We start from the raw sequence: 13204 nt of genomic DNA, 5'->3' as shown, positions 1-13204 counted from the left end.
AGTGATCCATAAACCACTTGTATTTAAGGTGGGTGTCGTGGCCAAAGTTCGTTGTCCAAAATTCAAGGCCAGGCCTACGCGATCAGTTAAATGAAAGGATTGTTCGTCAGCCCTTTACGGTAAGGAGGGGGAAACGCTACTGATTTTTTTGTGCCCCCTTCAAACGATGCCGGTGTCCTGCACTACACTTCAGATGGCATTCCTACCCTGGAGCTTTCTTGGTGAACGCTCCAGATACTGTGCTTGGTCCTGAAGAATTTGCGGGCCTGAGCGCTCAGCTTGATAGCTCTGCTCAACACGCCTGGCCGTGGAAGCATTACCGGTCCTGATGTGGGATGAGGGTCAATGCTATGGCCGTTGAAGGCAATGCAGGACAATTAGTGGGTGTCGTCATTTTGCTTGCCGCAGCCGTGCTGGTAGTGCCGCTGTTCAAACGCATCGGGCTCGGCTCAGTGGTCGGTTACCTGGCGGCTGGCCTGATCATTGGCCCCTTCGGTCTGCAACTGTTCAATGACCCTCATACCATCCTCGATGTGGCCGAGTTGGGTGTGGTCATGTTTCTTTTTGTGATTGGACTGGAGATGAAGCCCTCGCACCTGTGGGACCTGCGCAGGCAGATCTTTGGGCTGGGCAGCCTGCAGGTGGTGGTTTGTGCTTGTCTGCTCACTTTTGTCGGCATGGCTTTTGGATTCCCTTGGCAGGTGTCATTTGTCTGCGCAGCGGGTTTTGTACTCACCTCCACGGCCCTGGTTATGCAAGTTCTCTCGGAACGCGGCGACATAACCGAGCCGAGAGGGCAGTACGTCGTGTCCATTTTGCTGTTTGAGGACCTGTTGATAGCCCCTTTGCTGGCGGTGGTGGCATTTCTGGCGCCCACTGAGTTGGCGAATGGACCCACGTCTCCCCTTTGGCAACGCATAGGTATCGCAGCACTGTCCCTGGGCGCATTGGTGGCCATCGGATTGTGGCTGCTCAATCCCCTGTTTCGGGTATTGGCCCAAGTCAAAGCGCGTGAGGTAATGACTGCCGCTGCGTTGCTGGTTGTGTTGGGCGCAGCGTTGCTGATGGAGCTCGGCGGCCTTTCAATGGCGATGGGTGCTTTCGCGGCTGGTGTGCTGCTGTCCGAATCCACCTTCCGCCACCAGTTAGAGGCCGACATTGAGCCGTTTCGCGGCCTGCTACTGGGGCTGTTTTTCCTCGGAGTCGGCATGTCGTTGGATCTGCAATTGGTGGCCGAGGCCTGGAAGCTCATCATCTCCGGTGTACTGGCACTGATGCTGGTCAAGGCGCTGTGTATTTATGGGGTCGCGCGCCTCGCGAAAAGCGCTCATGACGACGCACTGGATCGCGCCTTGCTTATGGCGCAGGGTGGCGAATTTGCTTTTGTGCTGTTTGCCGAAGCGCTCAAACTCAGGGCCATCAGTCCTGAAGTCAACGCCAATATGACGGCTATTGTGGTGCTCTCCATGGTCATTACGCCGGTGACTTTATTGCTGTACAAACGGTTTGCTCGCGCGCGGACCGTTTCCATGGACGGTGTGGAAGCCGCACAGAATCTGAAATGCAATGTACTGATCATCGGTTTTGGCCGTGTCGGGCAGATTGCCTGCCAGGCGCCGCTCGCTCAGGGAGCGAAAATTTCTATCATCGATATAAATCCCGAGGTCATCCGCGCCGTGTCACCCTATGGTTTCAAGGTCTATTATGGCGATGGCGCCCGCCATGAGATATTGGATGCTGCTGGCGCCCATCACGCCCGCGCCATCATTATTTGTGTGGATGATAAAAAAGCCGCGACACGCATTGTCGAAAGTACGCGGCGCTACTGCCCGCAGGTGAAATTGGTGGTGCGCGCTTTTGACCGCGAACACGCGCTGGAATTGGTCAAACACGACGCCGACTACATCGTGCGGGAAACCTTTGAGGCCGCTCTGCTGCTCGGCCGTCAGGCCGTGCTGACTCTGGGGGCGTCTGAGCATGAAGCCGACGCGGTAATCGACGAAGTGCGCAAACGCGATGCTGAACGTTTTGCCTTGGAAACCTCGGGCGGCCTGTTTGCCGGACGAGCGTTGGTACTGGGGAATATTGAACACATTGATCCGCCGAGCCATGAAGCGCGGGATGCTTAGCGGACATCAATCGCAGTCATTGCGCTCCAGAGCCGCAAACTGACCACTCAACCATGTATAAAGCTGAGAAACCGCAGGGCTGATCTGCTTGCGATGTGGGCACACCAGGCTTAACGGTGAAACTTCTCCAGGATGATCTGGCAACAGCACAAGCAGTCGCCCTGCGGCGATATCTGCACTGACATCCAGCCAGGATTTGTAGGCGATACCTTCACCCTCCAACGACCAGCGTCGTACGACATCGGCGTCATCGCTGAACAATGGACCTGAAACCTGCACGGTTTGCCCGCCCAGGTTCCACTTGTCGTAGACCCGGCCATTTTGCAGATAGAGCAGGCAGGAATGCTTGCTCAAGTCAGCTGGCGTTTGGGGAGAACCACAGCGTTGCACATACTCCGGCGAGGCAACCAGCACCCGATGGTTCCACGGTGCAAGCGGCAGTGCCACGTAGTTGGCGTCTTCATTCGGGCCGTATCGAATCGCCACGTCCACCGGGTCGCGAAACAGATTGGCCATCTGGTCCGACAGGAAAAAACGCAACGTCAATTCTGGATGCCGACGGCGGAACAGCGTCAACCACGGTAGCAGTATATTGCGCCCCAGATCGGACGGCGCTGTCACTTGCAGTACGCCCCGCAACGTGGCGTTCTCACCACGCAGGCTTTCCTTGCCTTGCTTCAGGGTCTCAAGCACTGAGTGAGCGGTGGGCAGATACTGCTCGCCCTCGGCAGTCAATCGCAGGCTGCGAGTGGTGCGGGCGAACAGGCGCACGTCCAGCTCGCGCTCCAGACGTTTGATTGCGGCGGCGACCTGACCAGGCAGTAGATCAGCCTCCAGCGCCGCTGCAGTGAAACTGCCCAGCGCGGCGCTGCGGAGGAATAAACCAAGATCATCGATGCGGATCATTTTCACTCCTGCAGTGAAAGTGTTGGCGCATTCTGCTTGTTTTTCTTTGTACATGGGAAGTCGAAGATGGCTGCAAGTGAGCGCATCATTCCTTCAGACAGCGAGTTTCCATGAAAGCCATCACCTTTACCCAACACGCCTTGCCCATCGACAATCCACAAGCATTGATTGACATCAGCCTCCCGGAGCCCACAGCTGGCCCACGGGATCTATTGGTTGAAGTTCGCGCGGTATCAGTGAATCCGGTCGATACCAAAGTGCGTGCCGGTACTTTCACTAAAGAACCGAAAATCCTCGGTTGGGATGCCGCAGGCATTGTCCGGGAGGTCGGCTCTGAAGTGACGCTGTTTCAGCCGGGCGATGAAGTGTTCTATGCCGGCTCGATTGCCCGCACCGGCAGCTACAGCGAATTCCATTTGGTCGATGAGCGTATCGTCGGGCACAAGCCTCGTTCACTGAGTCCTGCCGATGCGGCAGCGTTGCCGTTGACCTCGATCACTGCCTGGGAATTGTTGTTCGACCGGCTCGGTGTCGTCGAAGGAGCGGGGGAGGGCAAGTACCTGTTGATCACTGGAGCGGCTGGCGGCGTTGGTTCGATGCTGGTGCAACTGGCCCGACAGTTGACCCGCCTTACCGTCATCGGTACCGCCTCACGGCAGCAAACCGCTGATTGGGTGCGGCAGTTGGGAGCACATCACGTGATCGATCACAGCCAGCCACTGCTCGCACAGTTGCAAGCGCTCGGCGTGCCGGAGATCGATTATGTCGCCAGCCTGACCCACACCGAACAGCACTTTGCACAACTGATCGACGTGCTCAAGCCGCAGGGGCGTCTGGGTGTGATTGACGATCCCGAAAGCCTCGATGTGATGCCGCTCAAGCGCAAGTCGCTGTCGTTGCATTGGGAACTGATGTTCACCCGCTCGCTGTACGAAACCCCGGACATGATCAACCAGCATCATCTGCTCGATCGGGTCAGCGCTCTGATTGACCAAGGTGTTCTGCAAACCACCGTGGGGGAGCACTTCGGTGCGATCAATGCGGCAAACATGCGTCGTGCCCATGCACTGGTCGAGAGCGGCAAAGCCCGGGGCAAGATCGTTCTCGAGGGGTTCTGATTTCGCTCTTCAGGTGAGCGCGGTTGCGGGGCCCGCTGTACCGCCTGCGGCATCATTAGCCAAGTTTAATGTTGGAGAGTTGACGATGAATACGTCCAGTAACGTGTTGGTATCTATTGCCGTGCTCAAGGCCAAGGCAGGCAAAGAGTTGGCATTGAAACAAGAACTGCTGGCGCTGGTCGAGCCGACCCGCGCAGAGCCGGGAAATATCGATTATGTGTTGTTCAAGCTGCGTGACGAGCAGGGAACGTTTTACATGCGCGAGGCTTTCAGGGATCAGGCGGCGCTGGATGCGCATTTTTCGATGCCTTACTTTCAGCGATTTGCCGCCACGGCAGATGACCTGCTGGAAGAGCCATTGCAACTGATATTCCTTGAGCAGGTATCGGCCTGATCATTCAACCTGTTGAACCGCACCACCTTGGCCTAGCGTGGAAGCGGCCGGCGTATCAATTCGCTTCGGGACGCGGCTGTACTCCGAATTGCGGAACGATGTGAGTACCCAGTTCCTCAATGACTTCCTCAGCAGGGCGCTTTCCATATTTGAGATTCAGGATAACGTGGTCCACTCCGATTTCCTCAAGCGACTCCAGCAAATACCGGAGATGGTCGCGTCCAAGTCTGAACCCCAAATGAATGCGAGAGGGCTGCGTGGACGGGGTCTCATCGAGGTCGATGTAAAGCGACTGAGTGAAGGGCTTATAGACGGGACCACATTGCTTCATGACCTCCAGCCGCCAATCTTCCACGATCAGTCGCTGCATGTTCGGTATGCGTGGATAGTTGATCCATCCGGTACTTTCGCGCGCGATCCAATCCAGTGACTGGCGGCTATTGCCGGTCACGAGCATTGGAATGACTTGGGTGGTGGGTTTCGGAATGAGGTCTGCGCCCCGCATCTCGCCACCGCTCCAGCGGATGGGTTCAAAGCTGGTGCTGTGGGCTTGGCGAATCACCTCGTAGTGCTCTCGAAAGATTTCTGCGCGCCTTTCGGGATCGACGCCAAAAGCCGAAAACTCCACCGGGCGATCGCCGGAAGCTAACCCCAGGATCAAGCGACCGGTGCTCAACTGATCGACGCTGGCTGACGCCTTGGCCGTGTGCAGAGGATGATGTAAAGGGATGGCAATGGATGCGGTGCCAAGCGCTATCTCCGACGTATGAGCGGCCATATAGCCCAGGTAAACCCAGGGGTCGAAGACTTGGCCGACATCGCCGAAACCAGGGTCCCGAAGGGGCACGTCGCGAAACCAGAGCGCGCAGAAGCCCAGCGCCTCTGCTCGTTTGGCCAATGCGACCTGGTTGAGCATGCTCGGAGTGTCCCCATCGAAGGCCTCCAAAGGAAAGAACAATCCCAAGCTCAAATGGCCCGGAGTGAAGGTTCGGCTGAACCCTCTATGCTGCTGATAAGGAATCGTGCTCGGCCGATACATACTCATCTTCCTCAATGGGAGAACGTGAACAGCGCCCCCATTTCCAGAGGTGCTGCGGCATCGGCCGCTTGGGAGCGACAGGTGGGGTAGTGCGTGTAGCCTTCTCGTTGCGCCGTATATGCTGGTCGGGTCGACCGACTTGAGAGGCCAGTTGTTGGCGATACGCGTGGGCAGGTCCGGACTTGGCGATGAGCGGACGGTCGAAGGAAATCAGATCGCTCCAGTCCGGTCCATTATCTAAACAAGGGCATGGGGATCATTCAACAAGCGTAGGCGGTTTTGCAGTGAACCACCATATTTGTTGTCACGACGATTGGCATGGGCGCAGATGAACGGGGTCAAGAGAAAGCCGTTCGTGCAGTGCAGTTCGACACCGCCTCGATCCCGGCATTTGCAATCCAGTTCATGCTTTTGGCTTGAACGCCCCAAGGTGGCTCATTCTTCAAATTTTGGTCGAGCTATTTGGTTTGGCCGGGAAAGTGATATCGCAGGGGTGGGGTTGCGAACATAACTGAAAGATGCGGAAACGACCTGGAGATGGCCCAACAGAAACTGCGAACCCAAGAAACGACAAAGCCCTGAAAAATCAGGGCTTTGTCGTATAAAGATGGCGGAGGCGATGGGATTCGAACTCATGGACCTGTTACAGTCGACGGTTTTCAAGACCGTTGCCTTAAACCACTCGGCCACACCTCCGTATTGCGTTGCGGGCGCCATAATACCCGAATGAAACACACTGTCAAACTCTCTACGTAGCTTGTTACAGAGCGTCTGTTATCATCCTTGCCACTGAATGTTTCAAAACCGGAGGAGTGTCGCCATGCGCGAACAGGATTACGCAGTGAACAACAGCGTGCAGGCTGAGCAGCTAGAGGTTAGCCGCGTCCTGCGCAACACTTATGGCCTGCTGGCACTTACGCTCGCTTTCAGCGGTGTGATGGCCTTCGTTGCACAACAGATGCGCGTCGGCTACCCGAACATCTTCGTGGTGCTGATCGGTTTCTACGGCCTTTTCTTCCTCACCAACAAGCTCCGCGATTCGGCCTGGGGCCTGGTTTCGGCCTTCGCCCTGACCGGCTTCATGGGCTTTCTGCTCGGCCCGATCCTCAACCGTTACCTGGGAATGCAGGGTGGCGCCGAAGTGGTCAGCTCGGCATTCGCCATGACCGCGCTGGTGTTCGGTGGTCTGTCGGCCTACGTGCTGATCTCCCGCAAGGACATGAGCTTCCTGAGCGGTTTCATCACCGCAGGCTTCTTCGTGTTGCTCGGTGCGGTAGTTGCCAGCTTCTTCTTCCAGATCAGCGGCCTGCAACTGGCAATCAGCGCCGGCTTCGTGCTGTTCTCGTCGGTCTGCATCCTGTATCAGACCAGCGCCATCATCCACGGCGGCGAGCGCAACTACATCATGGCGACCATCAGCCTGTATGTATCGATCTACAACCTGTTCGTCAGCCTGTTGCAGCTGTTCGGCCTGATGGGTCGCGACGACTGATTGCATGCGTGATATGAAAAGCCCGCTTCGGCGGGCTTTTTTTCGTCCCCGATTTTTCGTTATGGCCAATTGCCCGCAAAAAAGCCGAATCGTGATGGCGCCTTTGAATAATTGATCTACAACTATGACAAGGGATTGCATTGCCAGGGGCGGCATGAGGTAAACCGGTCAACCACCGCGCGAAATCTTCGCCACGTTCCCCCCCCGATATCGTTCGCATTCGGCTATCCGAGCCAGGTCTGATTGCGCCCGTTTTTCAGGCGCCAAGGAGGTGTACGCACGTCACTGAGCGTTAACCGTGAGCCGGCGGGGGCAACGCGCCCTGGCCCAATAACAAAGGAAGCCCTGCGCATCAATCAGGAGATCGATGATTTGGCAGGCGTTGCCCCTATAAGGAGATACCGATGATTAAGTCCCACGCAAAGATCCTTGTACTCATGACCTTGGCCGGCGGGTCGTCCATGGCCAATGCCGGCACCTTCCCTGATTTCGGCTTCGCCCCTCCCAAGAGTGAATATTCCGGCCCTGCGTTCCAGCTCAGCCAGAACTATCCCACCACTGCCCCTGGCGCCGCGTCGATGCCAGCGTTCTTCAAGATTCTGCCAACAACACGCAGCAACGATTTTGAAACCTGGCGAGCCTATATGGAGGGCGTCAAGCAATACTGTCTGGAGGGCAACGCCGAGACCAACTGGAATGTGCAGAAAAACGCCGTCCGCCAGTGGTATCACATGCCCTGGCAGCATTATGGGCCGAGCGGGCGTGAAGGCATCCACGGGCTGACTCGAGAGGCGCCTATTCAACCTAAACAGCTCGCTCACACACAGTTGGAGTCCGGTCAGACTTATGCGGTGGGGATCTATAACGATATCGGTGCCTATACCATAGGCCAGGTCTGGAAAGACCCGCAGAACCCTGACCCGAGCTTCACTTCAAAGCCCAAGAGCTTCCCCAACGGCACGGTGGTGTGTAAGGCGTTGTATGCCGACATCGATGTCAATTCGGTGCCGTCGTTGGCCAATCCCTTGCTGCTGGATGCCTACACCGCCGTCACGTTTACATCCACTGATCGCGTCGTGAAAAAAGTCGCATTGATCCAGATGGACATTGCCGTGCGTGACTCGCGTGTCAGCGAGACCGGATGGCTCTTCGGGACCTTTCAGTACAACGGCATCGATAAAAGCAAAGGTGACTGGGAAAACCTGGTGCCGGTCGGAATCATGTGGGGTAACGACCCTGAAGTGACCAGCAGCGAGTTCACCAATCCGACCCCGACAGAAACCAAAATCAACCCTGCGTTGAAGCAGACCGCAATCAATGCCAATACCAAAGAACTGCCGCCGACCCACCTGGGTTGGAACGGACGCCTCAATGGGCCGGTGGACAACCCGCAGGCTTCATGCCTGAGCTGTCACATGACCGCTGAATACCAGCAACTGGCGATCATGAACCCGACTTTCCAGGCCAACCCACCAGCGCCGGGTACTGAAGAGTGGATGAAATGGTTCCAGAACATCCCCGCCGGCCAACCCTTTACGCCGGGCACCCAAAGCACGGACTACAGCCTGCAATTGTCCGCGGCCTTGGCCAACTTCTATGACTGGAAATGTAACCACAGCGGCGTCTATGCCGACGGCAAGAATGCTTGCGAAAAAATCGTGCCGCTAAAATTGATGAAAGCAAGCAATGCGCCTCAGGATGAGGTGCAAAAAGTGCAGCGCAGTCCTGAGCTGGAAGACCTCGAGTAGGATAAATCCCGGCCTCGGATGACACCGAGGCCGGGTCAGGTTCATGCCATGGGTGGCAATCGCCGCTTGACCGGAGTCTTCTTGACGATGGCGGTGTTGGTTTCTGCCAGAACATTGAGCTTGTCCAGCAAGGTGTCCAGTTGCTCCATCGAACGCACATGCAGCCGAGCGATGAAGCAGTCATCGCCGGTGACCTTGTCACATTCGGTAAATTCAGCGATGGCCTGGATCTGCCGTTCCACTTCCTGCAACTGCCCCGGTAACGGGCGAATACGCACAATCGCCTGGAGCTGGTAGCCGAAGCACTTGGGGTCCACTTCAACGGTGTACGCCCTGAGCACGCCACGCTCTTCGAGCCTTCGAAGGCGCTCGGCGACGCTGGGGGAAGACAGGCCGCTCACGTTTGCCAGGGCCTTGAGGGAACGCCTGGAGTCTTCCATCAGAGCGCTGATGAGGATCTGGTCGATGTCGTCAGTCATTTTTCACTCCGTTAGGCCAATGCTCGAAGTTGCCTTGATAAAAAAGGTCGAAAGCCAGTTTAGCCTTTCTCGTGCCATGGAGGAGCGCCCCTTTGGCTCGGCATACTGTGCCCACTTGCTGAAGGAGCCTGAAGATGGACAAGACCTTACGTCGCGGTTCGCTGGAAATGACCGCCGCCATGTTGATTTCCGGAACCATCGGCTGGTTCGTGCTGGTTTCCGGTGTGCCAGTGCTGGACGTGGTGTTCTGGCGCTGCGTGTTCGGTGCTGCGACCTTGCTGCTGATTTGCGCCGGTTTCGGATTCTTGCGTCCGGGTCTCCTGACGCGCACCACCTTCCTGCTGGCGGTGCTCAGTGGCGTGGCGATCGTGGGCAACTGGGTGCTGCTGTTTGCTTCGTACTCCCGCGCGTCGATTGCCATCGGTACGGCGGTGTACAACGTTCAGCCGTTCATGCTGGTGGGATTGGCGGCGTTGTTGCTGGGGGAAAAAATCACCGCCCAAAAACTGTTCTGGCTGGCGGTGTCGTTTCTCGGCATGTTGGCCATCGTCAGCGCCCACGGTGAGCAAGGGCAGGGTGGCGGCGACTATCTGACGGGTATCGCCCTGGCGCTGGGCGCTGCCTTGCTGTACGCCATTGCGGCGTTGATCATCAAGCGTCTGACCGGGACACCGCCGCACTTGATCGCGCTGATTCAGGTCAGCACCGGTGTGTTGCTGTTGGCACCCTGGGCGAACTTTTCGGCGTTGCCGCAGCAGCCCGAGGCCTGGGCTAGCCTGGTAACCCTGGGCATGGTTCATACCGGCGTGATGTACGTGTTGTTATACAGCGCGATTCAACGGCTACCCACCGCAGTGACCGGCGCGTTGTCGTTCATCTATCCGATCGCGGCGATTTTCGTCGACTGGTTCGCCTTCGGTCATCGCCTCGAGTTGCTGCAGTGGCTGGGTGTGGCAGCGATCCTGCTGGCGGCAGCCGGCATGCAGCAGGGCTGGGGCATCAAGGTGCGCCGTCCAGCCCTGCCATAACCCATCGTTCGGCGCGGGTCAGAAGATGTAGTCGGTGGTCAGGAAGTTAGAGTCCCGCCCGCGGATGATGTCGCTGATCAGCGCCTTGTTGCTGTCCTGGAACTTGGTCGCCACCAACGTGCGGATCGAAAAGGTGCGCAGCGCATCGTGGACCGACAACGTGCCCTCGGCCGAGTTTTTCCGGCCGTTGAACGGGAACGTGTCCGGGCCACGCTGGCATTGGGCGTTGATGTTGATGCGTCCGACCTGGTTGGCGAAGATGTCCACCAGTTTGCCGACTTCGGCCGGGTTGTTGCCGAAGATGCTCAACTGTTGGCCGAAATCGGACTCGAGCACGTAATCGACCACGGTATTGAGGTCCCGGTACGGCACGATGGGGACGACCGGGCCAAACTGTTCTTCGTGGTAGACCCGCATTGCAGTGTTCACCGGATAGAGCACGGCCGGATAGAAGAACGAACCGCGGGATTCGCCACCGTGTTCATTCGTCACCTGCGCACCTTTGGCGGCGGCATCGGCCACCAGCGCCTGCAGATAATCGACCTTGCCCGCTTCGGGCAACGGTGTCAGTGCCACGCCATCTTCCCACGGCATGCCAGGTTTCAGGGCGGCCAGCCCGGCGTTGAATTTCTCGATGAATGCCGGTGCCAGGTCTTCGTGGACAAACAGGATCTTCAATGCCGTGCAGCGCTGGCCATTGAAAGACAGCGAGCCGGTCAGCGCCTCGCTGACGGCGTTGTCCAGATCCACATCAGGCAGCACCAGGCCCGGGTTCTTTGCGTCCAGGCCCAGGGCGGCACGCAAACGGTGCGGGCGCGGATGGAGTTTTTTCAGATCGCTTGCAGCTTTGTTGGTGCCGATGAAGGCAAAGATGTCGATCTTGCCGCTGGCCATCAGCGCGCTGACGGTTTCCCGGCCACTGCCGTAGATCACATTGATCACACCAGCCGGGAAGCTGTCGCGAAATGCCTCCAGCAGCGGCCGCACCAGCAGTACGCCGAGCTTGGCCGGCTTGAACACCACGGTATTGCCCATGATCAATGCCGGAATCAACGTGGTGAAGGTTTCGTTCAGCGGATAGTTGTAGGGGCCCATGCACAAGGCCACGCCCAGCGGCACGCGGCGGATCTGTCCGAGCGTATCCTGTTCCAGCTCGAAACGGCTGGAGCGGCGGTCCAGTTCCTTGAGGGCGTTGATGGTGTCAACGATGTAATCGCAGGTGCGGTCGAATTCTTTTTGGGAGTCCTTGAGATTCTTGCCGATTTCCCACATCAGCAACTTGACCACCGCCTCGCGTTGTTCGCGCATGCGCGCCAGGAACGCCTCCACATGGCGGATGCGTTCTGCAACGCGCATCGTTGGCCACTGGCCCTGGCCGCGGTCATACGCGCGGACGGCCGCGTCCAGGGCGGTGAGCGCGGTCTGTGCATCCAGCAGCGGCGTGCTGCCCAGTATCACTTGTTCGTCCCCCTGCGGGCCTGCCAGGTACACCGGGCTGCGAACAACTGCCAGCGGCCCTTGCCAGGTTTGCAGCACGCCATCGATCAGGTATTCGCGCTGCTCGATCTGTCCCTCGAGGCGGTAGGCCTGCGGAATATCGGCAGCGCTGGGAAACAGGTTGGCGAAGAGGTTGGCTTGGGTCATGTCGTTACTCCATCAATGAAATGAGCCATGGGCTGACGGCTTTCAGGCGTAAATCGCTTTTAGGGTTATACGCCCAAATGGCGGTGCGTTTTAAGTGCCGGGGGGCGAGGGACAGGATTTTATCGGCGTCAGGCAGGTGTGGAGGCGGGCAGGCTGGACTCATTGTCGGTTGGCATGGCGAGTCGCCAACACATGGCTGCGACCCGCCCTGAAGCGCTGGTTTACCAACGCATCCGTACCCCCAGGCTGCCGATCAGCCCGTTGAGGTCGTTGTCGTCGACGTCGCTGCTGTAGTCAGCGCTGATGTAGAGGCTCACCACCGGTGTAACCCGCGCCACCAACCCCAGCCCTACCTCGACGGTGGAAGATTTGCGGCTGCTGCTGATCTTGTCGACTTTGTCCAGGGTCAAGGTGTCGGCACTCTGGACCGTGTGCCAAAGGTTGGTGCGCACGTAGGGTTCCACGCCCAGGCCGTTGACCTGATACGTCCCTTTGAGGCGTGCCCCGACGCGCCCGCTCCAGGTGCTCAGTTCGTTGCCGGAGCCGTTCTCGGCATTGGGGTTGTCAAGGGTGATGCGCTGGTTGATCAGTTGCGCCTGGGGTTCGACCACCCAATGGTCGCTGATACCGATGGGAAAACCGCCTTCGACCGACAACGTGACGGCATTGCCTTCAGCGGCCTGACGCTGGCCTTGCTCGGTGCGGCTGTAACCGTTGACGCGCCCGCCGCTGGCACTCAGATCCACATGCCAGCCTGCCGGACCGGTCAGGCTCCAGTACGCGCCCAGATGGGTGCCTTGCAGGTTCAGTGCTTCTTTGCCGGGCTCGGCCATGGCCGGAGTCACCAGCGTGCCATTGACGCGGGTGATGACCTGGTTCTGTCCACTGATCAGGCCCACGCGTTGGGTGTGGCCGCTGTCGTTTCGCAAGGTGAAGAGGGCGGGGCTCTTGCTGGAGGTGGGGTCAGCGTTTATGGAGGCGGCGCCCTGGCTGTCGGACTGTGTTCGGTCATACCAGGGTTGCGACGTCTGCTCGGCGGGCCAGGCCCATACCTCCATGGACGAACACAGTAACAACGAAGTCGAGATTGTGTAGAAAGTGGTAGTGATCTCTTGTGGACGGAGGGAAGTTTTCATGGGGGCCTGCCTTGCAATCGCATGCGTTTCTCGCTTATGGCGTCTCTCCTACCCCGAACGAGGGGCGACCGAATGGATTGAGGCAAACCTC

General features: G+C 58.1%; 12 protein-coding genes and 1 tRNA gene. 6 read left to right on the top strand and 7 right to left on the bottom strand.

Going from position 1 to position 13204, the window contains the following annotated elements; genetic code table 11:
* Positions 1–350: 350 nt before the first annotated feature.
* Positions 351–2129: a monovalent cation:proton antiporter-2 (CPA2) family protein gene (locus tag BW979_RS18570; RefSeq protein ID WP_083714434.1), complete on the top strand. Its 1779-nt coding sequence runs from the start codon at positions 351–353 to the stop codon at positions 2127–2129.
* A gap of 6 nt (positions 2130–2135) precedes the next feature.
* On the opposite strand, the gene BW979_RS18565 is transcribed toward BW979_RS18570, so the two are convergent.
* A complete protein-coding gene (locus BW979_RS18565) occupies positions 2136–3035 on the bottom strand; it encodes a LysR family transcriptional regulator (protein ID WP_076386676.1) in 900 nt (299 codons plus the stop codon).
* A gap of 110 nt (positions 3036–3145) precedes the next feature.
* On the opposite strand from BW979_RS18565, the gene BW979_RS18560 reads away from it, so the two are divergent.
* Together BW979_RS18560 and BW979_RS18555 are read left to right on the top strand one after the other, a co-directional pair.
* On the top strand, positions 3146–4153 hold the full coding sequence (locus tag BW979_RS18560) for a zinc-binding alcohol dehydrogenase family protein (protein WP_076385026.1): 1008 nt from the start codon (positions 3146–3148) through the stop codon (positions 4151–4153).
* A gap of 85 nt (positions 4154–4238) precedes the next feature.
* Complete coding sequence (locus tag BW979_RS18555; protein ID WP_076385024.1) at positions 4239–4547, top strand: putative quinol monooxygenase; 309 nt, start codon at positions 4239–4241, stop codon at positions 4545–4547.
* A 55-nt stretch (positions 4548–4602) separates the two neighbouring features.
* On the opposite strand, the gene BW979_RS18550 is transcribed toward BW979_RS18555, so the two are convergent.
* The 3 genes from BW979_RS18550 to BW979_RS18540 form a co-directional block, all read right to left on the bottom strand.
* On the bottom strand, positions 4603–5586 hold the full coding sequence (locus BW979_RS18550; RefSeq protein WP_076385022.1) for an LLM class oxidoreductase: 984 nt from the start codon (positions 5584–5586) through the stop codon (positions 4603–4605).
* Between the two features lie 237 nt (positions 5587–5823).
* Positions 5824–5928, bottom strand: coding sequence for a hypothetical protein (locus tag BW979_RS27865; protein ID WP_231990631.1), 105 nt, complete (start codon positions 5926–5928; stop codon positions 5824–5826).
* Between the two features lie 266 nt (positions 5929–6194).
* Positions 6195–6282: transfer RNA gene (locus BW979_RS18540), tRNA-Ser, on the bottom strand.
* Positions 6283–6406: 124 nt separating this feature from the next.
* Here BW979_RS18540 and BW979_RS18535 point away from each other — a divergent pair.
* Positions 6407–7078: a Bax inhibitor-1/YccA family protein gene (locus BW979_RS18535; protein WP_039588756.1), complete on the top strand. Its 672-nt coding sequence runs from the start codon at positions 6407–6409 to the stop codon at positions 7076–7078.
* A gap of 404 nt (positions 7079–7482) precedes the next feature.
* Complete coding sequence (locus BW979_RS18530) at positions 7483–8826, top strand: hypothetical protein (protein ID WP_076385018.1); 1344 nt, start codon at positions 7483–7485, stop codon at positions 8824–8826.
* Between the two features lie 41 nt (positions 8827–8867).
* Here BW979_RS18530 and BW979_RS18525 read toward each other — a convergent pair whose 3' ends face one another.
* A complete protein-coding gene (locus BW979_RS18525) occupies positions 8868–9305 on the bottom strand; it encodes an Lrp/AsnC family transcriptional regulator (protein WP_076385016.1) in 438 nt (145 codons plus the stop codon).
* Between the two features lie 134 nt (positions 9306–9439).
* Here BW979_RS18525 and BW979_RS18520 point away from each other — a divergent pair, with 134 nt between their 5' ends.
* The gene (locus BW979_RS18520; RefSeq protein ID WP_047226582.1) at positions 9440–10333 is read left to right on the top strand and encodes a DMT family transporter; all 894 of its coding nucleotides are present in this window, start codon (positions 9440–9442) and stop codon (positions 10331–10333) included.
* 18 nt (positions 10334–10351) lie between these two features.
* On the opposite strand, the gene BW979_RS18515 is transcribed toward BW979_RS18520, so the two are convergent.
* Complete coding sequence (locus BW979_RS18515; RefSeq protein ID WP_047226581.1) at positions 10352–11977, bottom strand: NADP-dependent glyceraldehyde-3-phosphate dehydrogenase; 1626 nt, start codon at positions 11975–11977, stop codon at positions 10352–10354.
* Between the two features lie 221 nt (positions 11978–12198).
* A complete protein-coding gene (locus BW979_RS18510) occupies positions 12199–13113 on the bottom strand; it encodes an autotransporter domain-containing protein (RefSeq protein WP_076385014.1) in 915 nt (304 codons plus the stop codon).
* Between the last annotated feature and the right edge of the window lie 91 nt (positions 13114–13204).

It is taken from the genome of Pseudomonas sp. A214 (genome assembly GCF_900156295.1).
Classification (GTDB): Bacteria; Pseudomonadota; Gammaproteobacteria; order Pseudomonadales; family Pseudomonadaceae; genus Aquipseudomonas; species Aquipseudomonas rhizophila.
Note: the sequence above shows the minus strand (reverse complement) of the source record. Positions and strands in the feature narration are given on the sequence as shown.

Excerpts from the sequence above, each read along its gene's own strand:
- BW979_RS18515 (WP_047226581.1), bottom strand. The coding sequence starts at position 11,977 with ATGACCCAAGCCAACCTCTTCGCCAACCTGTTTCCCAGCGCTGCCGAT.
- BW979_RS18570 (WP_083714434.1), top strand. The coding sequence starts at position 351 with ATGGCCGTTGAAGGCAATGCAGGACAATTAGTGGGTGTCGTCATTTTG.
- BW979_RS18530 (WP_076385018.1), top strand. The coding sequence starts at position 7,483 with ATGATTAAGTCCCACGCAAAGATCCTTGTACTCATGACCTTGGCCGGC.
- BW979_RS18525 (WP_076385016.1), bottom strand. The coding sequence starts at position 9,305 with ATGACTGACGACATCGACCAGATCCTCATCAGCGCTCTGATGGAAGAC.
- BW979_RS18560 (WP_076385026.1), top strand. The coding sequence starts at position 3,146 with ATGAAAGCCATCACCTTTACCCAACACGCCTTGCCCATCGACAATCCA.
- BW979_RS18520 (WP_047226582.1), top strand. The coding sequence starts at position 9,440 with ATGGACAAGACCTTACGTCGCGGTTCGCTGGAAATGACCGCCGCCATG.
- BW979_RS18510 (WP_076385014.1), bottom strand. The coding sequence starts at position 13,113 with ATGAAAACTTCCCTCCGTCCACAAGAGATCACTACCACTTTCTACACA.
- BW979_RS18555 (WP_076385024.1), top strand. The coding sequence starts at position 4,239 with ATGAATACGTCCAGTAACGTGTTGGTATCTATTGCCGTGCTCAAGGCC.
- BW979_RS18535 (WP_039588756.1), top strand. The coding sequence starts at position 6,407 with ATGCGCGAACAGGATTACGCAGTGAACAACAGCGTGCAGGCTGAGCAG.
- BW979_RS18565 (WP_076386676.1), bottom strand. The coding sequence starts at position 3,035 with ATGATCCGCATCGATGATCTTGGTTTATTCCTCCGCAGCGCCGCGCTG.
- BW979_RS18550 (WP_076385022.1), bottom strand. The coding sequence starts at position 5,586 with ATGTATCGGCCGAGCACGATTCCTTATCAGCAGCATAGAGGGTTCAGC.